Source organism: Nostoc mirabile CHAB5784, assembly GCF_020829645.1.
Classification (GTDB): domain Bacteria; phylum Cyanobacteriota; class Cyanobacteriia; order Cyanobacteriales; family Nostocaceae; genus Nostoc; species Nostoc mirabile.
Genome location: NZ_JAIVFS010000009.1, coordinates 23,958 through 47,703, shown reverse-complemented (window position 1 = coordinate 47,703; position 23,746 = coordinate 23,958). Strand labels below are relative to the sequence as shown.

General features: G+C 41.6%; 23 protein-coding genes and 2 pseudogenes. 8 read left to right on the top strand and 17 right to left on the bottom strand.

Translation table 11 applies throughout. The annotated features are described in order from the left end of the window. Nucleotides 1–314 precede the first annotated feature (314 nt). A complete protein-coding gene (locus tag LC653_RS08810) occupies nucleotides 315–689 on the bottom strand; it encodes a hypothetical protein (protein ID WP_229494127.1) in 375 nt (124 codons plus the stop codon). Nucleotides 690–911: 222 nt separating this feature from the next. Between LC653_RS08810 and LC653_RS08805 the strand changes: the two genes are divergently transcribed. Further along, on the top strand, nucleotides 912–1,442 hold the full coding sequence (locus tag LC653_RS08805) for an orange carotenoid protein N-terminal domain-containing protein (RefSeq protein WP_229494126.1): 531 nt from the start codon (nucleotides 912–914) through the stop codon (nucleotides 1,440–1,442). Between the two features lie 303 nt (nucleotides 1,443–1,745). On the opposite strand, the gene LC653_RS08800 is transcribed toward LC653_RS08805, so the two are convergent. Together LC653_RS08800 and LC653_RS47875 are read right to left on the bottom strand one after the other, a co-directional pair. Beyond that, entirely contained in the window at nucleotides 1,746–2,510 is a 765-nt protein-coding gene (locus tag LC653_RS08800) for an ABC transporter ATP-binding protein (protein WP_229494125.1), read from the bottom strand. 463 nt (nucleotides 2,511–2,973) lie between these two features. Then, on the bottom strand, nucleotides 2,974–3,084 hold the full coding sequence (locus LC653_RS47875; RefSeq protein WP_443689853.1) for a hypothetical protein: 111 nt from the start codon (nucleotides 3,082–3,084) through the stop codon (nucleotides 2,974–2,976). A 12-nt stretch (nucleotides 3,085–3,096) separates the two neighbouring features. On the opposite strand from LC653_RS47875, the pseudogene tnpA reads away from it, so the two are divergent. From tnpA to LC653_RS08785, 3 genes and pseudogenes are all read left to right on the top strand, one after another. Beyond that, nucleotides 3,097–3,345 (top strand): annotated as a pseudogene (tnpA, locus tag LC653_RS08795) (IS200/IS605 family transposase); the annotation flags it as partial. 1,497 nt (nucleotides 3,346–4,842) lie between these two features. Continuing rightward, complete coding sequence (locus LC653_RS08790) at nucleotides 4,843–6,297, top strand: efflux RND transporter periplasmic adaptor subunit (RefSeq protein WP_229494124.1); 1,455 nt, start codon at nucleotides 4,843–4,845, stop codon at nucleotides 6,295–6,297. Between the two features lie 31 nt (nucleotides 6,298–6,328). After that, nucleotides 6,329–7,546, top strand: coding sequence for an ABC transporter permease (locus LC653_RS08785; protein WP_229494123.1), 1,218 nt, complete (start codon nucleotides 6,329–6,331; stop codon nucleotides 7,544–7,546). Here the strand turns inward: LC653_RS08785 and LC653_RS08780 are convergent. From LC653_RS08780 to LC653_RS08745, 8 genes and pseudogenes are all read right to left on the bottom strand, one after another. Next, nucleotides 7,475–8,002 carry a response regulator gene (locus LC653_RS08780; RefSeq protein WP_229494122.1) on the bottom strand — a complete coding sequence of 176 codons (528 nt, stop codon included), beginning with the start codon at nucleotides 8,000–8,002 and terminating at the stop codon, nucleotides 7,475–7,477. The genes LC653_RS08785 and LC653_RS08780 overlap by 72 nt on opposite strands. 628 nt (nucleotides 8,003–8,630) lie before the next feature. Continuing rightward, nucleotides 8,631–9,014 (bottom strand): fasciclin domain-containing protein, encoded by a 384-nt coding sequence (locus tag LC653_RS08775; protein WP_229494121.1) that lies wholly within the window; start codon nucleotides 9,012–9,014, stop codon nucleotides 8,631–8,633. A gap of 599 nt (nucleotides 9,015–9,613) precedes the next feature. Continuing rightward, complete coding sequence (locus LC653_RS08770) at nucleotides 9,614–10,216, bottom strand: hypothetical protein (protein ID WP_229494120.1); 603 nt, start codon at nucleotides 10,214–10,216, stop codon at nucleotides 9,614–9,616. 45 nt (nucleotides 10,217–10,261) lie between these two features. Continuing rightward, nucleotides 10,262–11,287, bottom strand: coding sequence for a glucokinase (locus LC653_RS08765; RefSeq protein WP_229494119.1), 1,026 nt, complete (start codon nucleotides 11,285–11,287; stop codon nucleotides 10,262–10,264). 85 nt (nucleotides 11,288–11,372) lie between these two features. Then, entirely contained in the window at nucleotides 11,373–12,020 is a 648-nt protein-coding gene (locus tag LC653_RS08760) for a histidine phosphatase family protein (RefSeq protein ID WP_229494118.1), read from the bottom strand. 156 nt (nucleotides 12,021–12,176) lie between these two features. Next, the gene (locus tag LC653_RS08755; RefSeq protein ID WP_229494117.1) at nucleotides 12,177–12,617 is read right to left on the bottom strand and encodes an endonuclease NucS domain-containing protein; all 441 of its coding nucleotides are present in this window, start codon (nucleotides 12,615–12,617) and stop codon (nucleotides 12,177–12,179) included. 372 nt (nucleotides 12,618–12,989) lie between these two features. Continuing rightward, a pseudogene (locus LC653_RS08750) lies at nucleotides 12,990–13,553 on the bottom strand (Uma2 family endonuclease). Between the two features lie 33 nt (nucleotides 13,554–13,586). After that, entirely contained in the window at nucleotides 13,587–14,318 is a 732-nt protein-coding gene (locus tag LC653_RS08745) for an ABC transporter ATP-binding protein (protein ID WP_229494116.1), read from the bottom strand. Nucleotides 14,319–14,546: 228 nt separating this feature from the next. Here LC653_RS08745 and LC653_RS08740 point away from each other — a divergent pair, with 228 nt between their 5' ends. Next, nucleotides 14,547–15,386: a DUF4351 domain-containing protein gene (locus LC653_RS08740; RefSeq protein WP_229494115.1), complete on the top strand. Its 840-nt coding sequence runs from the start codon at nucleotides 14,547–14,549 to the stop codon at nucleotides 15,384–15,386. Between the two features lie 124 nt (nucleotides 15,387–15,510). Next, entirely contained in the window at nucleotides 15,511–15,897 is a 387-nt protein-coding gene (locus LC653_RS08735) for a hypothetical protein (RefSeq protein ID WP_229494114.1), read from the top strand. A 124-nt stretch (nucleotides 15,898–16,021) separates the two neighbouring features. Here LC653_RS08735 and LC653_RS08730 read toward each other — a convergent pair whose 3' ends face one another. Further along, nucleotides 16,022–16,240: a hypothetical protein gene (locus tag LC653_RS08730; protein WP_229494113.1), complete on the bottom strand. Its 219-nt coding sequence runs from the start codon at nucleotides 16,238–16,240 to the stop codon at nucleotides 16,022–16,024. 45 nt (nucleotides 16,241–16,285) lie between these two features. On the opposite strand from LC653_RS08730, the gene LC653_RS08725 reads away from it, so the two are divergent. Continuing rightward, nucleotides 16,286–17,227: an RpnC/YadD family protein gene (locus tag LC653_RS08725; RefSeq protein ID WP_229494112.1), complete on the top strand. Its 942-nt coding sequence runs from the start codon at nucleotides 16,286–16,288 to the stop codon at nucleotides 17,225–17,227. 22 nt (nucleotides 17,228–17,249) lie between these two features. On the opposite strand, the gene LC653_RS08720 is transcribed toward LC653_RS08725, so the two are convergent. The 5 genes from LC653_RS08720 to LC653_RS08700 all read right to left on the bottom strand — a co-directional run bounded on the left by LC653_RS08720 (nucleotide 17,250) and on the right by LC653_RS08700 (nucleotide 21,977). Further along, nucleotides 17,250–18,041 (bottom strand): ABC transporter ATP-binding protein, encoded by a 792-nt coding sequence (locus LC653_RS08720; RefSeq protein WP_229494111.1) that lies wholly within the window; start codon nucleotides 18,039–18,041, stop codon nucleotides 17,250–17,252. Nucleotides 18,042–18,154: 113 nt separating this feature from the next. After that, complete coding sequence (locus LC653_RS08715; protein ID WP_229494110.1) at nucleotides 18,155–19,099, bottom strand: branched-chain amino acid ABC transporter permease; 945 nt, start codon at nucleotides 19,097–19,099, stop codon at nucleotides 18,155–18,157. A 49-nt stretch (nucleotides 19,100–19,148) separates the two neighbouring features. Then, a complete protein-coding gene (locus LC653_RS08710; RefSeq protein WP_229494109.1) occupies nucleotides 19,149–19,751 on the bottom strand; it encodes a Uma2 family endonuclease in 603 nt (200 codons plus the stop codon). 14 nt (nucleotides 19,752–19,765) lie between these two features. After that, on the bottom strand, nucleotides 19,766–20,716 hold the full coding sequence (locus LC653_RS08705; RefSeq protein ID WP_229494108.1) for a branched-chain amino acid ABC transporter permease: 951 nt from the start codon (nucleotides 20,714–20,716) through the stop codon (nucleotides 19,766–19,768). A gap of 7 nt (nucleotides 20,717–20,723) precedes the next feature. Further along, nucleotides 20,724–21,977, bottom strand: a complete 1,254-nt coding sequence (locus LC653_RS08700; protein ID WP_229494107.1) for an ABC transporter substrate-binding protein — start codon at nucleotides 21,975–21,977, stop codon at nucleotides 20,724–20,726. Nucleotides 21,978–22,615: 638 nt separating this feature from the next. Here LC653_RS08700 and LC653_RS08695 point away from each other — a divergent pair. Continuing rightward, a complete protein-coding gene (locus LC653_RS08695) occupies nucleotides 22,616–23,632 on the top strand; it encodes a DUF8189 domain-containing protein (RefSeq protein WP_229494106.1) in 1,017 nt (338 codons plus the stop codon). Nucleotides 23,633–23,746: the final 114 nt, after the last annotated feature.

Here is a 23,746-nt window from a genome sequence, read left to right as displayed (position 1 = left end):
ATTAGTTTTTTTCGCCCAGAAGGGACGAGGTATGTACCAAAAACTCTTTATTAATAGTCATATTATGTCCACTTGATTGCTTCTTAAACCCGAAGAACCCCACCCCGCCAAAGCTATGCTTTGTCTCCCCTCCCCGCTTGCGGGGAGGGGATTAAGGGGTGGGGTCTAATGACTGTGGTAAGCATAACTATTCATGCGGACATGATATCAAAAGTCGATAGTGAAAATATTAACTATTGGCGATTCATCAAAACAGTAGGGTGGGCCATGTATATTAATGCCCACCCTACAAAATACCAAAATATCAGGAAAACTTAATTTTTCCGTTCACCCTTTTCTAAAGCTTGTTGTAATAGATCATCACTGACATTAGTTACACCCTCAGTGTTAGAATTCCCAACTTCCTTTGCTAACTCTAAAAAATCATCAGAATTACCAGTTGACTGCGCTTGAGTTTTTGTCTCTACTGGTTTAGAGGTTTGATATTGAGGTGCAGTGGCTGCTTCGGCTGCTGCTGCGCCTTCACCTGTGCGATCAACTTCACTAACGCTGAATTGTTGTGCAGTTGCATAATCAGCATCAAAATCGACGTTTGGCGCATTTTCTTCACCACTAGCTATGCTTTCGGCAGCTAATTGAGCATCATGGGTGGGAGCTTCATTAACATTGGGCTTTACTTCATCAGGCATAATTAAAATCCTTAGGTTAAATTTTTTATTGCTTACTTGAAAGAGCATAACAAAGTAATTAATTCTTTCCTTGCTCCCTTGGGTGAGGCTTTACCTCTATTAAAAGATAGATTAAAGGTGCAATTGACAATTAATATAACTCTTTCTCTCGATAGTAGAAGCTGATGCTCAAACTTTGGTAAGCCTTAGTTTGGCGTGTAAAATTTCTTTGGAAATAAAATTATGACTGCAAGTTACGATAAAGATATTTCTCAAGCCCAGAGCAATGAATCTCAAAATTTGGTAGATGGGTTTAATAATTTAGATACCGATGCAAAATTAGCTTGGTTCTATTTAGTTTATAAAAAAATGGGTGATTCTATCACACCAGCTGCTCCTGCTGCGGCCGAACCTGAGTTAGCACCACTTCTGCTAGGAGATTATTTTGAGTTATCAGATGAGCAGCAACTAGATATTATGCGGGATATAGTTAACCGCAAAGATACAGAATATTCCCGTGCTTATGGAGCGATAAAAGAAAACAACCAGCTGTTAGTTTGGTATGCTTGGGCAGTAGCTATGGGAGATAAGGTGGTTGACTTACCAGCTAGCTATGAACCAACTAAGGCAATTAATGATCTGGTTTCCCAGATTGAAGGATTAGATTTTGACGAGCAAATTTCGGTGTTTCGGACAATAGCTGGTGAAGTGGGTTACACCGATGTTAAGCCCATTGAGACGCAAGCAGAAACTGGGAAAACGTCTAGTTTGTAATCGGAACTGGCGACTAGTATCGCAAGGCGGAAATCAAAAGTCACGCATTCACATATGCTTTAATTTTGGGCTTTCTGGCTCTAATGAAATGGTAGGTTTATTTCCGCCGGCCTGTACTAGTACAATGTCTAGGCTAGTAATGAAAAGTTTGTAGTAAGCACAAAGCGTGCTTAGAGGATAAGGACTAAAGTCCTTACTACGAACTTACTTGCTTAAACTTGACAGACTACTAGAAGTCGCGGCTACACAAACTCTCGTCCGCCTACCCTGTGAGAATGCCAAGGGTAGGCGGACTTTAATAAGTTATGACACAGCAACGCTACTCAAGTCAGATGGTGTGAGATTGGAGTGTATTACTTGACCATCTCGGAACCAAACTATGCGCTGGGTTTGACGAGCAACTTCTGGTTCATGAGTTACCATGACAACGGTAATTCCACTAGCATTGAGTTCGCTAAATATATCTAAGACTTCTTGGGTTGTGCGCGAATCAAGTGCGCCTGTAGGTTCATCGGCTAAGAGTAGCACGGGACGATTAACGATCGCACGCGCGATCGCTACTCGTTGTTGTTGTCCACCAGATAGTTGAGTTGGTTTGTTGTTGAGGCGATTTGCTAAACCTACTCGCGTCAGGGCAACTGTTGCGCGATCGCTTCTTTCTTTTGGGTTCACACTAGCATATACCATTGGCAACATCACGTTTTCTAGGGCTGTTAGTTGGGGCAATAGATGGAATTGTTGAAACACAAACCCCAGCTTTTTATTCCGGATGTGTGCCAATGAGCGATCCTCCATTTGGGCTACATCGAGGTTATCTAAATAATAATGTCCGCCTGTGGGACGGTCGAGACAACCGATAATATTCATGGCTGTGGATTTACCAGAACCAGAAGGCCCCATGATTGCACAATATTCGCCCTGTTCCACGATTAGGTTGACATCATTCAGCGCTCGTACTTCTGTTTCACCACTACCATAAATCTTGAAAATGTTTTCTAGTCTAATGATTGCTGGTTTCGGTACAGGATTAGGAACCAGGGAATCGGTAATTGTAATAGTGTTTGCCATAAGAAGATAGGTAATCTTGGACTGGGAAGAGAGTAGTTTATTATACGATTTTGGATTTCGGTTACGCTCAGTCGAACGATTTTGGATTGTGAACGCCAGAGCGTATCGTAGAGAAAGAGTTGCTGGTAATTGCTTTGAGCGCTCCATCTGTTGTAATCATTGCTCAAATTGGTATTATCCAATTATCACTATGGTAACCACTGTTACAAGATAAATTGTTGGGTTGTCGTTGCGATCGCCCTGCTGTTGGTAACAAACTTCGTGATGTCAGCACTGAGCATATCACCTAAATCTGCGATCGCAACCACAGAGGTTTTTGCTTAGGAAATCACTGGCTGCAAATTCCTAACGTAGAATGCGAGGAAGCACCTTTTGAAATACTCACCTTCATAAAGGAGCGGTGATTCTTGACGCTTCAACGGATTCTGCTACCGAAATAGTCTTACAATTCCTCTGCGTCCGTTTATAGTCGTGGCGATTCCCCATCCCGACTTGTTCTATTCCCGACTTGTTCTATATTTTTGGCTGCGTTCCCATCTCTATCGTGTTCAGTGTTGCAATTTAAGCAAAGTATTGAACGAATAGAGAGGTCATTGAATTTAACGGGGAATCAGATCACATTCACGCATTAATTGAATTTCCACCTAAGCTCTCAATATCTCAAATTGTTAATGCGTTAAAAGGTGTGTCTAGCCGTAGATATGGTCAAGCTGGATACCCTAAACCTTATGGTAAGCAAGCTCTATGGAGTCCTAGTTATTTTGTATCAACGATTAGAGGTGCGCCCATTGAAGTTCTCAAAAAATACATCCAAGACCAAGAAAAGCCGTGCTAGAAGCACGGGGTTTTAAACCCATTTTTCTGATAACTTTATGGCTACTTTCGATCCAAGCAATCTAAAAATGAAAAGTCTGTAACAATATCCCGCAGGGTGCGGCGGTTTTTGGCGACGCCGAATAGCCCACACTTCGGCTGCGCTCAGTGACCACCGCAGGCATCGCTTCTCTACGAAACGCCCTGGCGTTCACCAAGCGCAAACAGAATTTTCCAAGACGAAAATTTCAAATTTGAAATTTATGTTATGAGTCAGCAATCAGGTGAATTAAGAAAGCAATACGCCTTTTTGCTTGCCCAAAACACTAAAATTAATGCGCGATCTACTGAAATGAGAAAGCAAACTGGGGTTTGAGAAAGCAAAATGCCTTTTTGCTTGCTGAATCTACCGAAATGAGAAAGCAAACTGGGGTTTGAGAAAGCAAAATGCCTTTTTACTTGCTGAATCTACCGAAATGAGAAAGCAAACTGGGGTTTGAGAAAGCAATATGCCTTTTTACTTGCTAAATCTACTGAAATGAGAAAGCAAACTGGGGTTTGAGAAAGCATTTAGTCTAAATGCTTTCTCATTTCGGTATTTTGTTTATTAAATTCGACTTTATTTGTTTTTTCAATGAAGTAACTAGGTATAATTATCGGTTTAATGACAAGCCGGGAGTCTCCGGGTTAGGACTTTGCGTCTACGTCAAGCATAATGCTTCAATACTGCAAGCCGACTATCCTAAGTATTGTGGCTTCTTTGGTGCAATAGTAGCCAATACGGTTCGGTTAGGGACTTCCAAGAAATAAATTATCCAAATGAACGAACCACTCCAGACGCAGAGAACACAGAGAGGGGAGAAATAGAGAAGATTTTTGCGTCAGTTTTGGGATATTTTTTTATTTGGAAGTCCCTTAACGTGTTTATTCCTCGGAGATCCCCCCAACCCCCCGATAAATTGGGGGGCTTTTTTTTTCTAATTACCCCCTTTTTAAGGGGGTCGCCACAGGCGGGGGGATCTTATCCGAACTGTATTGCAATAGTAGCGATGCCTGCGGCGGTCACTGAGCGCAGCCGAAGTGCGGGCTATGACGCTCGAAGACTCGCTAACGCTTCGCTATCGGCGTCGCTAAAAAGGTGCAAATTATAAGCAAGGCAGGGTGTCAAATAATAATGTGGCTAAAGTCACCCTTTCAGGTGAAGGCATACAGGCATGTAACACCTATTATGAAGTAAGATTAAGCAACATGAAGCTAACTATGCGTCTAGTTGTTAGTTTTTTAATAAAGATTTAATCCAAAAACTTTAACAACTCCGCATTTCTGCACCTACCCTTTAATATTTATGTCCGCTCAATTAACCATAGTTAAGAGGAACCCCCAACCACTCCCCACAAGCGCAAAGGGGAGCAAAAGCGCAGCTGTTGGCTCTGAAGGGGTGATTTTACTATGGGCAATTCGATGGGAATCATATAACAACAAGCTACTTTCATAAAATAAGATTTATAGGCTTTTAGATATGGCTACGAACATAGAAATTCCTGTTATTGGCAAAGTTAAATATCCATTACGCTGGCTGATGGGGGTGATAGCAGGGGGTGTCTTGGTTGTTGGTACAGCCACAACCTATACTTTGATAAACCAAGGGACAAAAGAAGACATTGCTCAATTGACTGTGCCAGTAGCAGCGAAAAACGTCACCTTGCGGATTACAGCTAGTGGCAAAGTTGTGCCAGTTCAGAGCGTAAATATTAGTCCGAAGAACCCCGGAGTGCTGTCGCAATTATATGTAGAACAAGGCGATCGCATTCAACAAGGGCAAATTCTCGCCCGTATGGATAGCGCAGGTATTGAGGCTCAAAGAAGCCAGTACCGTGCTAACTTAGCCCAAAGTCAAGCACAACTAGCCGAAGCCCTTGCCGGTAGTCGTCCTCAAGAAATTGCTCAAGCCAGAGCGCGATTAGCACAAGCTCAAGCCCAGCTAACCCAAGCTAAAGCTGGTAATCGTCCTCAAGAGATTGCTCAATCTCAATCCCAAGTGGATGCGGCTCAAGCAAAGGTGAATTACACCAGTGGACAGGTAAAGCGTTATCAATACCTATACGAACAGGGAGCAGAGAAAAGACAATTACTCGATCAAGCCATCAGCGAAGACAAAAGTGCTAGAGCCAGTTTAGAAGAAGCTAAAAAACGATTGTCGTTACTCCAAATTGGTACTCGCACTGAAGAAATCGCCCAACGTCAAGCAGCAGTTAATGAAGCACGGGCAGCATTGGTACTGTTAGAAGATGGCACTCGTTCTGAAGAAATTGTCCAGCGTCAAGCAGCTGTTGCAGCTGCTGAGGCTCAGTTGAAGGGTGTGCAAGTGCAGTTAGATGAGACTATTATTCGCGCTCCTCTTTCGGGAATTGTCACCCAAAAGTATGCTAACGTGGGTGCTTTTGTGACACCCACAACCTCTGCTTCTACTAGTGCGTCGGCAACTTCCAGTTCAATTGTCGCTGTAGCACGCGGGTTAGAAATATTAGCTCAAGTTCCCGAAGCTGATCTTGGCAGAATTAAACCGGGACAGCAGGTGGAAATTGTCGCTGATGCTTATCCCGATCAAGTTTTTAAAGGTAATGTGCGCCTAATTGCTCCAGAAGCTGTAGTGGAACAAGGTGTGACTTCCTTCCAGGTGCGGGTTGCTCTGAATAGTGGTACAGATAAACTGCGTTCTGGCTTAAATGTGGATCTTACCTTCCTGGGCGATCGCGTCAATGATGCCTTGGTGTTACCAACGGTGTCAATCGTCACCGAAAAGGGTCAAACTGGCGTACTTGTACCAGATGCAAACAATAAACCCCAGTTCCGCGAAGTTACAGTTGGGGCACAAATCCAAAACGAAACTCAGATTTTAGGTGGAGTTAAAGAAGGCGATCGCGTTTTTGTTAATCCACCCAAAGACTACAAAAAAGAACAGAATAATTCGTAATTCGTAATTCGTAATTCGTAATTTTTAAGACATGAATTTTTTAGAAAGTATTCAAATGGCGGGGAAAACTCTGCTGTCGAATAAGCTGCGTAGCGCCCTCACTATGTTGGGTATAGTTATTGGCAATGCCTCAGTGATTGCCATGATTGGCATTGGTGAAGGTGGGCAAAAATACGTTAATAAACAGTTGGAGTCATTAGGGCCAAATGTGCTGTTTGTACTGCCAGGTAATCGAGAAACTCAGCGTATCTCCTTTGAAGTGCCAAAAACTCTGGTGTTACAAGATGCTGAAGCGATCGCCTCTCAAGTCCCAACAGTAGTAGGAGTTGCACCGGAGTTAAACAGGAGACAGGTAGTTGTATACCGCAACAGAAACACCGATGTCAACATCATTGGTACAACTCCTAGCTTCCTGTCGGTGCGGGATTTTGAAACTGCTAAAGGCAGATTTTTCTCTGAGGTAGACATCAAGGGAAGTAACCAAGTTGTTGTGCTAGGTGGAGACTTGGCAGAAAAACTATTCGGTAATAGTAACGCCATCGGTCAACAATTGCGAGTTGGAAATACTAGCTTTCAAGTGATTGGGACGTTAATAGCTAAAGGTTCCAGCGTGGGAGCAGATTATGATGATGCTGCTTTAATACCAATCACGACTTCAGCAAACCGACTTGTGGGAAAAAATTCTCCTTATGGTATTGCTTTAGATTATCTCGTTGCTGCCGCTCGTGATTCAGAGAGTGTGGATGCAGCAGAATTTCAAATTACTAATTTACTGCGTCTACGGCACAAAATTAATGGTGAAGATGACTTTACTATCCGTTCTCAAAAGGATGCTTTGCAAACTGTCGGTCAAATTACAGGTGCATTGACAATCATGCTAGCTGCGATCGCTGGGATATCTTTATTTGTCGGCGGCATTGGTATCATGAATATTATGCTTGTCTCCGTCACCGAACGCACTCAAGAAATCGGATTAAGGAAAGCGATCGGGGCAACTGAACAAGATATTTTGCTACAGTTCATCATTGAGGCAGTGATAGTTTCCGCAGCTGGCGGTTTAGTTGGGACTGCGGTTGGCATCAGTGGCATTCTATTAGTGGGAGCCTTGACTCCCTTAGAAGCGGCACTTTCTCCAGCAGCGATTACTATGGCAGTTGGTGTCTCTGGTGGTATTGGTTTATTCTTTGGTGTTGTTCCTGCACGTCGCGCTGCTAAACTCGACCCGATTGTGGCCTTGAGAAGTGCTTAGTATATTAGTGTAAACTAATACATGGTAAAAATTTTCCGCCACATCTTCCTGTACTTGATTCCTAATCATGGAAACAAATTTGTCAAGGTCGAATGGTTTGAGTAAATATTCTTCAAACTCGACATCCGGAATTTGGTCATTAGTACCTGTGGTAGATGTTGAGGTCACAATAATGGGGATATGATTACCATTGTTTGCTTCCATAGCACTGAATGTATTTAGTAATGTATAAATACTTTCACCTAAAAACCTAATTTCGCAGACAAGGATGTTGGGTGTGAACCAACTCAGGATTTCTAAAGCTTCTTTTATCGAACCAGCAGTAATCACATTTGCGCTCTCGTCTTGAAGTAAAAATCTGTACAAATCTCTACTATCGCGATCGTTGTCTACAACGAGTACTTGTACACCTTTGAGTATCCCATCTGTCAAGCAAGAGCCATTGAGTGAATTCATAACAAGACCTGCTATTAAAGCTCTAAGTGCAAAGTGGGCTTAAAAATGAGTAACTAGAGATGGAAAATGACACTGGGCAACTCTTAGAGACGGGAACGCCCCGCTACGCTAAGAGGATGTTTGAAAAGTATTAGGCGAATAGAATTCGCTACTACACAATCAAAGTCTACCTCTGTAGACTGAATGCAAAATCAAGGGTTTTATAACCCACGGAGGTGGGTTTTGTCTCGTGTAGCCGCGACTTATAGTCGCTAGGGCTAGTAATAAATTAGACTTGTTCATTCATCCTCTAAGGCGTCTCTAGTTGATTCGCTCAAAAAGCGCATTCATTAGAAACGTTTCCGTAGCACTCTAAGTAAGCTACGCGCAGCTTCTGTCTCAGGAGAAGAGTAGTTACCGAAGAAGAATTCAGGAGTCAGGTGGTCGCCGAGCGCAGTCGAGGTGAGCCAGAATCCAGCTTGGGGATTCTGAATGATAAAGCGAACTCAGGTTGGTTTAGAGCAAGCGATTTTAAACGCGCGTAGGTATAACATTTAACTTGGTTAAGTTCCTGAAAATATATTTAGCCAGCCGTGAGGTAGTGACTATGACTATAAATAGTTTCTAGCCCACACACGTTATTCGCTATCTATACGTTTGTTGACTGAGGAATCAACAATGATGTGGATGACACCGTTATCATCAACAGCATCGGGTTTTGAGGCTGTGGTTCATAATTTGCATTGAAACGATAAAAAGGGTCAATTTTAAAACTTGAACCTTCAATCGGCTTTATGGGCATCACCTTGCCGGAAACAATATGATACGTCAGGAGTTCCTGGAGCTTATTAATATTATTAAGCAATGTCTCTACAGTATCTGCTGGAAGCTTTGCAAAAGCTTGATTTGTGGATGGAGAGGCGATAAATGAGTCAACACCTTTGAGAGTATCTATCAAATTGGCAGCCTTGATTGCATCAACCAGGGTGCTAAAAGAACTAGAGGTAACGCCAGTATCAGTAGTATTAGCCATTTATTTCACTTGGTTTTATTTAATTTGGTCATGAATGATTATTAACATGACATCCTAGTGTTAGAAATCATGTTTTAATAAGCGGTTGAGTAGCGTATAAGTTGTATGATATAAGCTAAAAAAATTAAAATACAGCAGAATTTAGGAGTTAGAAGTTTGGAGTTCCTGGAAAAATATTGTTAGCGACAATCCAAAATTTTTTATCCGGTTTGTGGTGTATCGCAGAATCTGTAAGAAAACGAGGTTTTAGTATCAGTTTTACCCCACCCTAACCCTCACGCCACTTGCTACCCTGCGGGAACGCTAAGAGCGAACAAGTCGGCAGAGCCGGACGCCAGGTGCCTCAAGTCGGGAAACCCGCCCACAGCACTGGCTCCCCAACGCAGTGGCTCCCCGATGTATTGGGAAGGGAACTAGATTTCTTATTTCCCCCCTTGATAAGGGGGGATTAAGGGGGGTAAATCTGACTTGTGTGTAGACCGTAGCCTTTTAGGAAAGAGGAATAAAAGTGATACCAATTTGAAAAAAGAATGCGACAAATACGCTATATAAACCACGCAATTGATTCCAAGACTAATATAGTAGAGGTTTTAATTATTTCACTTTTTCAAAACTACATGGAAAGAATTTAAATATCCCGTAATGGTTTTAGCTAATGTCTTTTGCTGTTTTTTTGTAGTTATTGCCATTACTTGATATAACCTTCCTTCAGCAACATACATTCTACTTTTAGTGATTTTTCCTCCAGAATTGATATATTCAATTTCTTTGCCAGGATGATTATTGGAACTACGAATATTCCTTTGACTAATTAAATTACTTTTCGTAGTCTTTAAAGCCATATCCCGTGCATTATTAAGTAAAGCTTGGGGGTCAGTTATTTGACCATAACTATAAGGAAAATCATTGTAAGTAACTACATAAGCTACTTGCTGTTTTAGTGGTTGAGCGACAAATATTTGTAAGGTAATTTCCCCCATGTAAGTTTTTTGGTATTGAGTATTTCTGTTGGGGTTTCCCGGCATCAAAATACTAAAGCGCCCATCTGGGGCAGTGTATAACTTCCATCGTGGCTGCACGGGTTGAGAAACCTTTGGTTTGACAACAGCCGCCGGAGGTTTGGGTTGACGCGCTTCCACAAAAACAGAACCACCACAGACAAGTGTGGCGGCGATTAATGGCAACAGACTTTTAATTGTCATATTTTTTGCCTTTTGAGATGCTGATCTCACTGATGATGCTAGCTGTTATAACCTAGCAGCACATAAAGCAGCACCTATTAGCCCCACTTGCGGGTTGAGGATAACATACACGGGGATCTCTTCAAGGAGGCGGCGCATCCTGCCTTTTTGGGTGAAATTTAATAAGAAACCGTTGTTTTCAATTAAGGGCAGGATTTTGGGCGCAATTCCACCAGCAATGTATAAGCCAGCGTAAGGTAGGAGTTTAAGGGCAAGATTGCCAGCTTCTGCACCGTAAGCCTCTATAAATAATTGCAAAGTTTGTTCACAGAGGCGATCGCTACCTTGTAATGCAGCTGTACCAATGACAGCACCGGGATCGACACTTTTCTCTTCTTGTCCAGCTTCTTGTTCCCAAGTTCTGACGACTTGGGCAATATCTGGTGATTCGGCGGCAAATTTGCGATCGCGCAAAAATTGGTAAATTGCCACAATTCCCATTCCAGAAACCACGCGTTCCACAGAAACGCGCTGGATATCATGTTTATCCAGCAGGTATCTCAATAGTTGAAACTCGATCTCGTTCCGAGGGGCAAAGTCAGCGTGTCCACCTTCTGAGGGAAAGACTTGATATTCGTTTCCCTGCTTAATTAAAAATCCTTGTCCTAAACCAGTACCAGCACCAATAATTCCAATGGGGGTTTCGGGTTGAGGTTTGCCAACTTGCAACGTCAGCAAGTCTTGTTTTTGTAAACCTGAAATGCCATAGCCAACGGCGGCAAAGTCGTTAATCAAAGAAATATGCGGGATACCCAATTCTTCTTCTAAACGTTCGGTATCTAGGAACCAGGCTAAATTGGTCAGTTTGGCAGTATTTTTGACAATGGGGCCTGCGATCGCAAAACAAGCCTTTTCTGGTATTGGTGTGTTAGCTTTGACCAAAAACTGCTGCACTATCGGTACTAAATCAGGAAAATCGGCACTGTGGTAACTTTCTTGATAAATAGTATGTATTGCTGGTGAGTCTGATTTTTCAACCAATTGCAGAATAGTTTTCGTACCGCCGATGTCTCCAGCTAGTAACAAAGTCATAGAATTTATTGGTGAATTAAATTACTTTTTTTGTAGGATATACCCAACCTAGCAGAAGTCATGAACCCAAATCTCTATCAGAGGTTTAAGCAAATCGAATAACTTCTTCTATGTGGGTTAAATGGGAAGTATCTCCCTTTAGTTCTAATAACCATTCTGGATCTTCGCGTACCACTTTCACTAGAGAACATAAAGAAGCCTTGACTTCTGTTTTGGCAATTTCCCCCACTAACCCCATTGCTCCCCCCAACACAGATGCACCATGTGCTACTAGCAGGATATGTTCTGGGAGGAACTCAGTAGCTAAACATCTCGCAGTTTGCCCAGAACGTTCTCGGACTTTTTCGCGAGTTTCAGGATATTTAGCGGCGATGCGCGACGTGTAGCTGGTGTCAATTCTGGGGAATAAGTCTGCTAATGCTGGAGTTGAGAGTCTTTCGGGTTCTTCTGTCATCCAAACTGGATTTAGCCATTCACTCAAGCCTGTTTCCAATTTGATTGGTAAGTTGAGTATTTCTGCAACTGCGTTTGCCGTTTGTACGGTTCGCAGGAAAGGAGAAGCGAAAATATGGGCAATATTTTCTCCTTTTAATCGTTTAGCTAACTGTTGTGCCTGCACCATACCATCATCAGACAAGGGTGGATCGTAGCGTCGTTCGGCGGTGAGAAACCAATCAGGGTTTACGAAATCGAGGCGGTTAGCGTGTCTTGCTATCCAGACTATTTGACTCATGGGTTTAATTATTCCGGTGAATAGAATTCGCCGCTAAACAAATATATAGATATCTGCAAGGAGGGCTGCAAATATTAATATATGACAAAAATCGTAATAATATTTAATAATACTAATGATTAGGAAAAGTTATAAATGCTGTCAATGTAGCTTTTCTTAAAGCCTTTTTAGCCAAGTCTCTAAAGCAATATCGACTAGCTCATTCAAAGTTTTTCGAGATTTAATAGCATTTTGATACTCTTGATGTCGTCTTTTGTCTTCGTTGATGTATTCCCTGGCTGTAATCGCTATTAAACCAATGGGTTGTCCATAATCAACCTCTTCCTGAAAGGGTTTATTCTCAATTAAAGCTTCATAATATCGAGTTAGTTGCTGAACAATATATCTGTCTTCACCGTTTTTCAATTCCAGCACTACTAACTGTCTCTTCTCATTCAAGGCTAAAATGTCGCAAATTTGACCTTTAATATAATATTGTCGCTTTAGCGGAATTAACCCGAAAAGTTCCTTTAAATTCGCCCAGACAAAATCTTCTAAATCAGCTTCAGTCGCAAATTTCCAACTATCACCCGTTTTTATTAAATTTACGGAATCCATTATCTCGCTCTGACTTCAGTAAATTACTATCTTTAGTATCAATACAGTTCAGTTAAGGATTTTTTTCTCTTCTCTCTGTTTCGCGCCAGTTGCTTCTCCCAAGGGGAGACGCTGCGCGAACAAGTCGGGGAACCCGCCCAACGCACTGGCTTCTCTGCGCCCCTGCGGTAGCCTGCGGCAAGCCCTCCGGCTTGGTGCAGTCGCTCATGGGGGAAACCCCCATCGCCCTTGGCGTCTCCCCTTGGGAGAAGACCGCGCTGCTTCACCGCTTTGCGTCTACGTTAAAAATTTGACTTTGATAAAGAGTTTTAGCCTTAACCAAGCGTATTGCCTTTAGTATTCCCAAAGCTAGACATGAATCTATACAATTACTTACAACTTCAACCATCCAAATAATTGCCCTACAGTTAATTGAAAGCCGCTAACTAAATCAGGAACTGGTAATATTTCTTGTTCTTCTTGTAAAAGTTCTGGTTGCTGCTTTGGTGGATAAACTAAAACAGAGCGATCGCCTGGATCAATTAACCAACCTAAACGACTACCATGTTTTAAACAATGTAGAATATTTCCGGTTACTTTAGTCTGGTTTTGATCCGGCGAAAGAATCTCAATTGTCCAGTCTGGATATGTGTGAAAAACATTAGCCACATCTCCACGCTCATCTATGGGAATCCGTTCCCAAGCAAACACAGCTACATCAGGGACAATTGAACGTCCGCCAAAAGTACACCGCAGTTCTGGGAAAGCTAGGGCAATCTTTCGACTTTCAATTACCTGGTTTATACCTGTGACTAACTTCCCCTGTAATTTACTATATTTTCCCTGTGGCATTGGCTTTTAAATAATTTGACCATTGATGTATTCTGAACTAGGTTCTGTTTCTGGTAGTTTCAAAAACTCTTCTAAAGTTAGGGGTTTAGTTGGTGATTTTACCATCTGCTTCTACCTCAAAAACTTTCATTTAATTAATTACCCTAAATAAGCTTTTTTAACTCGCTCATCACTAATTAATTCTGAGGCTGCACCTGTTAAGGTAATAGAACCAGCTTCCAAAACATAACCGCGATCGGCAATTTGTAGTGCCAGATTAGCGTTTTGTTCAACTAACAAAATAGTCACGCCTGTAGCCCGGAGATTTTCAATAATAGAGAAGATTTCCCGGACGATCGCAGGTGCTAAACCTAAGCTAGGCTCGTCTAAAAGTAATAGTTGTGGTTTACTCATGACAGCACGAGCGATCGCTAACATTTGTTGTTCACCACCACTGAGGGTTCCTGCTAGTTGATTGCGTCTTTGTGACAAACGTGGAAATAGCTCAAATTGGCGCCCAATATCTGCTTTTACCTCAGCTTGATTGGAGCGAATATAAGCACCCAAAAGTAAATTATCCAATACTGTTTGCCGTGCTAAGACTCTCCGTCCTTCTGGACAGTGGGCGATGCCAAGTTGTACAACTTCGTGAGTTTGGCGGCGGTTAATATTATGTCCATTATAGATAATTACACCACTCTTAGGATTAACTACTTTAGATATGGCGCGGAGTGTGGTAGTTTTACCAGCACCATTAGCACCAATTAGAGTAACTACCTCCCCTTGTTGAATAATTAAATTAATTTTTTTCAGAGCTTGGATACCGCCATAATTAACATCAAGTTCTTGAACTTCTAAAATTGTATAGTTTGGCTTACTATCGGCTTTCATGGCGGTTTACATCCAGAAATGTTGATTCAAAACTTAAGATACATCAATCATACATTTCTTAAAACAGTGCGATGCAGAAAAGTCCTAGCGACTAGAAGTCGCGGCTACACGAGACTTTACCCACCTCCGTGGGTTAAAAATACTTTTGCTTGACCTTAAAAACCAACGCCAGAATACTGCAATCTTTATGATGTACTATTAGTTACTGATAAAGATATCAAGCGTCCTGTGGCAAAAGTAGCAGATATTGGTAGCAAACGACTAATTAATTTAGCTCCCGATGCATGGGTAAAATGGGTGACACAGCGTCCTGAAGTTGTGGCCAAAGAAATTCTTGGCTCTGAGTTTCACTGGATTAGCCGCGAAACAGATGTGTTGGTGAAGGCATACAGTGCTACTCACGGAGATTTTCTGGTACTTAACGAACTACAGTTGCGTTACACGGCACAGATGCCTCTACGGATGAGAGCATATACTGCCTTGGCACAAGAACGCTACCGATTGCCAACTTACCCAGTACTGATCAACATTTTACCGCCCCCATCCACCTTAACTATTGTCAATAGTTACGAGCAGGAATTTTTGGGATTACGTGCTATCCAAGATTATCGCGTGATTAATTTGTGGGAAATTGATGCTGAAATAGTATTTGAGCAACCACTACCATCGTTGTTACCCTTTGTGCCAATTCTGCGAGGAGGGGGAGAGGTATCAGTTGTGCAACGCGCATTACAGGCGCTACGAGCAGATGCACAGTTGAACGAGTTAGAATCATTGCTGGCATTTTTTGCTAGCTTTGTGTTAGATACGCCTTTAGTGCAACAAATCATGAGGTGGGATATGGCAGTATTGCGAGAATCGCCTTGGTATCAGGAAATTGAGCAAAGAGGTATTCAGCAGGGTGCGCGACGGCAGCTAATCCGGGTATTAGAACAACGCTTTGGCGAAATTCCTCATGAAGTGGAAGTAAGGTTTGAAGGCGAGAGTGTGGAAAAATTAGAAAGCTTAATGGATAGTGCGATCGCTGTGAGTTCTTTAGACGAATTTGTGAATATTTTGTTTATATAAATTTCACAGGTGCGATCGCCTTTAGTGCAACAAATCATGAGGTGGGATATGGCAGTATTGCGAGAATCGCCTTGGTATCAAGAAATTGAGCAAAGAGGTATTCAGCAGGGTGCGTAAGCCCTTTGTGGCTACCCAAATTCAATCAACGACTGTCCAAATTCAATCAACGACTGCCCGAATTCAATCAACGACTGCCCGAATTCAATCAACGACTGCCCGAATTCAATCAACGACTGTCCAAATTCAATCAACGACTGTCCAAATTCAATCAACGACTGTCCAAATTCAATCAACGACTGTCCAAATTCTATATAGGAACTTAGCAAATTTGCTTTTATTAAACACGAAAGCGATGTTTGTGACGGGCTACGTTTACGCAAGAGTTGAACTGATACAAAGTGTAGACGCTGCATCGGTGAGGCAGTGCGTTGGGCGGGTTCCCCGACTTGAAGCAACTGCCGAACCCGGAGGGCTTGTCGTCAGACATCGCCTTGCAGCCGAAGTTTTTTAAGCAGGTGATGACTAAAATTTTGTTGCTACCGGAAGATCCTAGACCTCAAGATTGTAAGCAACTCAAGGAATATTTAGGTGTTTATCGAGTTGATCAAGGCGAGTATCGCATTCTCTAAACAATTTCAGACGATGCAATCGAAATTTTCGAGTCGGCAAGTGCAATGATGATGAAGTGGATAAAAATCTGTAATCCCATTACAATCTCGAAATAAATTTTTTCGTAACTCATTCTTAATAGCTTGCGATCGCACAAACCCATCACTAGCCGTTACCAACATTGCTGAGGAATATTTGTCAGGCAAAATCTTACCTGACAGATATTCTTTGGTGTAATGCCACACTTCAAGTTACGATAAATCTTACTTATTGAGAGCATTTACACCCTGATGACAAGGCCTGCCGATGTCAGCACCAAAAAATTAATTAGCCTTGCACCCGATAACTGGGTAAGATGGGTAACGCAGATTTCTGATGTCGTTGCTGAAGAAATTGTAAGTGGCGAATTTCAGTGGATTAGCCGGGAAACTGATGTTTTAATGCGTGTCAACAGTCCCCAACACGGAGAATTTCTGCTTCTTAACGAATTGCAATTACGCTATCAATCCAAAATGCCACGTCGGATGCGTGCATACGCTGCACTTGCGGAAGAAAAATATAACTTGCCAACATACCCGGTTCTCATTAACATTCTTAAAACTGGCAACAACGAAATACCCACAAGCTTTACATCAAATATTGCTGGATTACGGGCAATACAAGATTATCGGGTAATTAACCTGTGGGAAGTTGATGTCAATATTGCTTTTCAACAACCCTTACCATCCTTACTGCCGTTTGTACCCATTCTCAAAGGTGGTGAAAATGAATCTACTATTAGAGAAGCATTGCAAATTCTCCGTGCTAATGAACAACTGAACCAACTGGAAACGGTCTTAGCTTTTTTTGCTACGTTTGTTTTAGAAACTGCACTCGTTCAAGAAATCATGAGGTGGGATATGGCTGTGTTACGTGAGTCGCCTTGGTATCAAGAAATTTTACGCGAAGGAGAAGCACGCGGAGAAGCACGCGGAGAGGCACGCGGAGAGGCACGCGGAGAGGCACGCGGAGAGGCACGCGGAGAAGCACGCGGAGAAGCACGCGGAGAAGCACGCGGAGAGCTGCGAGGAATACTTTCTAGTATTGAAATTAATTTGGAGTTAAAATTTGGCAACAACGGGTTACAGTTAATGCCACAAATCACGGAAATTAATGATATAGAGCGTTTGAAGATAATTTTACGGAACGTTGTAACAGCAAATAATATTGAGGAATTACAACAGGTTTTGTAATTGTAAGATAGATAATCAGATATTATTCATTTCCCAAATAAGCTTCAATTACAGCCGGATTATTTCTGACAACTGCTGGTTCACCCAAAGCAATCAATTGCCCAAAATCTAATACAGCAATGCGATCGCACAAACCCATAACCAATGGTACATGGTGTTCAATGAGGATGATCGTTAAATTGAAGCGATCGCGCAGGCTACGAATAAATTCACTGAGTTGCTGCTTTTCGTTGGGGTTCATCCCCGCCGCAGGTTCATCGAGAAGTAAGACTTGCGGTTTTAATGCTAAAGCGCGGGCAATTTCTAAGCGACGTTGATCGCCGTAGGCAAAGTTTTTGGCTTTTTCGTGGGCGCGATCGCTCAATCCCACCAAATCCAATAAATCTAAAGCTTTCTGCTTAGTTTTAAGTTCTTCACTAGGCGCTGGTGGTAATCCCAAAACTCCTGCAATCATATTACTTTTAGTATGTAAATGCCGAGCAATAATCACATTTTCTAATGCCGATAATTCCCCAAACAAGCGGATATTTTGAAAAGTACGGGCGATACCTAAAGCAGCAATTTGATGAGGACGCAGTTGGGAAATTTCTGCACCTTGATAAATTAATTTACCGCTAGAAGGTGGAATGAAAGCAGTAATCAAATTAAACAGTGTTGTTTTGCCAGCACCATTAGGGCCAATCAGTCCAAAAATCTCATGTTTATTTACACTAAAAGATACATTATTTACCGCCACTAAACCACCAAAGCGGCGAGTCAATGCTCTTGCTTCTAAGACAATACTGCTGTTACCTGTTGGAATACTATGTGACATTTGTGCATATTATTATGAATATAAAACTTACGCAATAACTCTCTAAAACTTTTCTTACTTCTCTGCGAGACGCTGCGCGAACGCGCCCTACCCTGCGGGAAGCCACTTCGTGTCTATGCGTCCTTCGCGGTTCGTTTATTCATGATTTTCCGTCTTTGAAAAATATCTGGAGTAATTAGCCCTTGGGGAAAAAATATTGTACCTATTACTATTAGTAAGCCAAAAATAATTAATCTACCATCGCGCAAAAATTGTGCTAGCCAATTAGGTAAACCACCAGTATCAGCTAGACTTCGCAGAATTTCTGGTAAGGCTGTAAACACCATACCTCCGACTACCGAACCTAAAAAAGTTCTCGAACCACCAATCAAAACAAAAGTTAAATATATAATACTAGCATCAAAAGTACCTTGACGAGCATTCCAGGTATTAAGGAAGTGGGCGCTAATTGCACCTACAACCCCTGCAAGTATAGCCCCTAATGTAAACGCCAAAACTTTGTAATAAGTAGGATCAATCCCCATTGCACCCGCAGCTAATTCATCTTCGCGGATAGCGATAAAAGCCCTTCCTACACGGATGCGTTCTAAACGATAAAGCAGCACCATACTAATTAATAGTAAGGGCAGAGCAATCCATAAATATTCAATTGGTGTTTGGAAAGGTTGAGGAATGCCAAAAATTCCGACAGCACCGCCTGTAATATCCAAATTGAGGGAGATGACGCGCAGAACTTCCACAAAAGCGATAGTAGCGATCGCTAAATAAATTCCTCGCAATCTCAACGCTGGAATTCCCACTATTACACCCAAAAAGCCACAAATTACACCAGCAATTAACATCTCCAATAATAACAATGGAATGGGAAATAAAGTACTGCTAGATGTCAAAACTTTTGTGGATAAAATTGCTGCAATATACCCACCTAAAGCATAAAATCCTGGGCTAGCTAAAGACAATTGTCCTGTCATTAGCGGTAAGTAAAGCGATAATCCTATTAGCGCCCCTAATACCATAGAGACAATTAGAGAACCATAAGTAGCGAAAAAATCAGCCATTTTAAAACATTTTGATTAAGCTTAATCAAACTATCAGTTTTATCAACTATTAAGCTGTTAATATTTGCTCTGCTGTCAGCGCCAGTTCAGGAAAAGTTCGTGACACAATCCGTTCTAAACCTCTAAACAGTGTCCGTTGGTATTTTCCCTCAGCATCTAATAGAAAAACAAATACAGCCGGAACTTTTGGATTTCCTAAATACTCTCTTAGTCCAATTGCCAAATAATCTACAATCCAATATTCTGTAATACCTAAACGTTGATATTCATCCAATTTATCAATGTAGTCATCTTCCCAATTAGTTGATGTCACTTCTACAGCTAACTGGATAGGTTCTTCAAGTGCAGAGTACGCAGAACGATTTGAGCGCCATGTATCTTTATCTATAACACTTACATCAGGCTTACGCCCTTGTTCTATTTCATTGGCAGTTATAGTTTTAAAGACTGCTGTGTTATTAACTACATAATTTAAGTTTAGTCGCCTAATTTCATCATTGAAACCAAACAATATAAAATTGGCGACATCATCATGATTTCTGGTTGCACGCACTTCTACAATTTCTCCATCTACAAGTTCATATAAACCTTCTTCTGGACACTGTTCTACAAATTGCTCGAAAGTTAGTTTTTGTCTGGTGTATGTTTTCATAGTGCTACATCTATTTAAACTTTTTGAATAAACCGCCGTCCTAACAAACCTTGGGGTCTAACTAATAGCATGATAAACAAAATTCCAAAGGCTACTGCGTCTTTATATCCAGAGAATTCAGCAGGAACAAACGCCTCAACTAATCCAATTACTAAGCCTCCCACCACTGCACCGGGAATACTACCTAAACCACCTAAGACAATTACCGCTAAACCCCGCAACCCAAAAGTAATGCCAAAATATGGCCCAGCAATACTAACACTAGAGGCAACTAAAGTTCCTGCTAATCCTGCTAAAAAACTACTGATGAAGAATGTTAGAATGATAAAGCGATCGCTATTAATTCCTAACAAACTAGCTGTAGTTGGATCTTCTGCGATCGCCTGCATTGCCTTACCATATTTAGTCCGATTGATAAAATAGGTAAGAATTGCCACAATCACCACTGATACAGCAAAAATTACCACCTGAACGCTGCGAATAGGAATTGGATTATCTGGACTACCAAAATTAATCGCAGGTGGCAAATTACCGTAAGTATTTGCGGGGTATGTGTAACTTTCTGCTCCTACTAAATACTGGATTAAATTTACAATTACCACTCCTACCCCCAAGCTGGAAACAACAGTTAGCAAGGGATCAGATCCTTGACGGCGCAAAGGTTGAAAAGCAACCCGTTCCATCACTACCCCTACCAATCCCGCCAAGGTACTTCCTAAAATCAAGGCTATAACAAATGGTAATTTTATCGGCAGGGCTACATTAGCTAGCAAGCCGTTAAATCCAAAGTTACCACCCATGAGTGCATAAGTGAAATATGCACCCAAGGCAAAAATCGCACCATGAGCTAAATTGATGATGCCCAAAATAGAATAAACTAAGGTATAGCCCAAAGCAAAAATTGCATAGATACTACCGATAGATAATCCGTTCAAAAATTGTTGCAGAAATAGAGTTATATCCATATTGCAACTATTTTATAAATACGAATTTTCCAGTGTTTCCATCTTTATCCATCTTAATTTGGGCAACGTAAAATTCCTTTTGAATCACATCACCTACTGGTGTAAAAGCAATCTCACCTAAAGGAGTATCATACTTTCCAGCAAGTATTTGCTTGTTCAATTCTGTCCGCAGTTTCTCAAGAGGTAATGTGCTGATTTTGGTTTTTTTATCCAACTCTTTAAGAGCTTCAACATACACCTGCACCGCCGCAAAAGATTGACCAGTAAATTGGGCTGGTTCTTTCTTATATTGCTCAATATAGGTTTGGCGAAATACCTTATTAATCTCACCAGGATATTCAGGACTGTAAGCTTGAGCAATCAGTACACCATCGCAAAGTGCTTTACACACTGATAAAACATTGGGTGTATTCAGACCATTACCACCAATAATTATGCCTTTATAACCCAGTTCTCGCAGTTGTCGCACTAAGTTACCACCATCAGCAGCTAGTCCCGAAATAATTACCAAATCTGGTTTTAAGTTAATTGCATTGGTAGCTTGAGCTTGAAAGTCTGTATCAGTAGTTTGGAACTTTTGAACTGTTACTAATTCTAGCCCTTGTTCTTTTACTGCTGTTTGAAAAATCTCCGTTTCTGATTTGTTAAAAGCATCATTTTGGGCGTAAAAAACTGCCACTTTTTTAATTTGAGGATTCTGTTTTAGTGCAGCTTTCAGCGAATTAGGGGCAACTATAGACACGGGGGCAGATACACGAGCTACATAATCACCAATTTCTGGAATTCCTTTTGCGGTATTTGATGCGCCAATAACTGGGACTTTAGCACGTTCGGCGATGGGGTCAGCACTAAAAGCTTGCTGTGACAAAGTAGGGCCAACAATACCAACAACTTTATCTTTGTTAATTAAAGTTTGAAAAGCGTTAATTGCTCCAGCTTCATCACCGCTAGTATCTTGGCTTACCAATCTAATCGGAGTGCCATTAATACCACCTTTACTATTGAAATACTTCTCGGCAATTCTGGCTCCAACAAATCCCTCTTGACCAAGTAATGCTACGTTGCTGGTTTGTGCTAAGGCAATACCGATGGGAATAGCACCTGATGTAGTCGTTGTCTCGGCGGTGTCAGTTGTAGTGTTATTTCTGGTAATATTTGGAGAATTTGTCACAGTCACAGGGCCGCCGCCACCACCACAGCCTGTTAGTAGTAAAGCGCAAGTTGATAATAATGCTGTTGTCTGAGCGATCGCGTTGTTCATCGTTAAATAATCATGTAGTTATTAGATATTCGACAAAAGCTAATACTAAAGTTCATAATCTGCAAAGAAAATGACGCAGATTTCCACTTTTGCACGAATTAATTATATTAAATCATTCTTATTTGACCATGCAAAGGCAAATTTTCAAAGTGTTTGTAAATACAAATTATAATTAGCCATAATTTTACCATTCCCAGGTAAAACTTGGGAATCGTTAAGCGTGAGCGCTGTTAGGTGTCAGATGTTCAAGTCAAACTTAAGTGTCTCAACTCATGCAACCGATTAACGGCGGAGTATCAGACTAAGTTGATGAATGATTTGTTCAGACTTAAACTCTGGTATAAACAAAGTTTTACCTAAAATTTACTTTGCTAGAGTTGAATTTGATGAGTGTTAATGTAACGGCTGATAATAGCAGTTCTATCGCACGAAGGTTCTGAGTTTGAACTGGATAATGTAAAGGTTTGTAACTGATTTCTGTAGCTTTTAGAACTGAAACTGAATCCAAAATAGGTACGTGGTTTCATCGTACAATACCAATCAAACTGAAAGAAAAATTCAGGAATTAAAACTTTACATCTGTCTAAATCTTTGCAACAAAACACAGAGCTGTATTAAGGAGGAAGACATTAGATTCTATGAAAAAGAAATTTACAATTTTAACAGGCACAACATCAGTAATTTTATCCCTGGTAAGCCAACCAGTTCTTGCAGCTTGGAGTGGGCCTCAGAGTCTGGGAGGTACATACGTCTCAAATCTTAGTTGTGCTTCCTTAGGGACAAATCAGGTTATCTGTGCCGGTCTAGGAACCAATAATGCACTTTTTGTTAATCGGTTCAATGGCATTTCATGGAGTGGGCCTCAAAGTCTGGGAGGTACATACGCCTCAAATCCTAGTTGTGCCTCCTTAGGCACAAGTCAGGTTATCTGTGCCGGTCTAGGAACCAATAATGAACTTTTTGTTAATCGGTTCAATGGCAGTTCCTGGAGTGGGCCTCAGGGTCTGGGAGGTACATACGCCTCAGATCCTAGTTGTGCTTCCTTAGGTACCAATCAGGTTATCTGTGCCGGTCTAGGAACCAATAATGCACTTTTTGTTAATCGGTTCAATGGCATTTCATGGAGTGGGCCTCAGGGTCTGGGAGGTACATACGCCTCAAATCCTAGTTGTGCTTCCTTAGGTACAAGTCAGGTTATCTGTGCCGGTCTAGGAACCAATAATGAACTTTTTGTTAATCGGTTCAATGGCAGTTCCTGGAGTGGGCCTCAGGGTCTGGGAGGTACATACGTCTCAGATCCTAGTTGTGCTTCTTTAGGTACCAATCAGGTTATCTGTGCCGGTCTAGGAACCAATAATGCACTTTTTGTTAATCGGTTCAATGGCAGTTCCTGGAGTGGGCCTCAGGGTCTGGGAGGTACATACGCCTCAAATCCTAGTTGTGCTTCCTTAGGTACCAATCAGGTTATCTGTGCCGGTCTAGGAACCAATAATGAACTTTTTGTTAATCAGTTCAATGGCAGTTCCTGGAGTGGGCCTCAGGGTCTGGGAGGTACATACGTCTCAGATCCTAGTTGTGCTTCTTTAGGCACAAGTCAGGTTATCTGTGCCGGTCTAGGAACCAATAATGCACTTTTTGTTAATGCTGGCCCATAGTTACAGAGGTTTTTCTCTAGGGTGAAGGGTAGGGTTAGTTTAGGACATCGGATAAATTGCTCTCTCCCCAGTTATCCCCTTCCCCTTCTTTAGTAATTTGAGATTGTTTGAGTA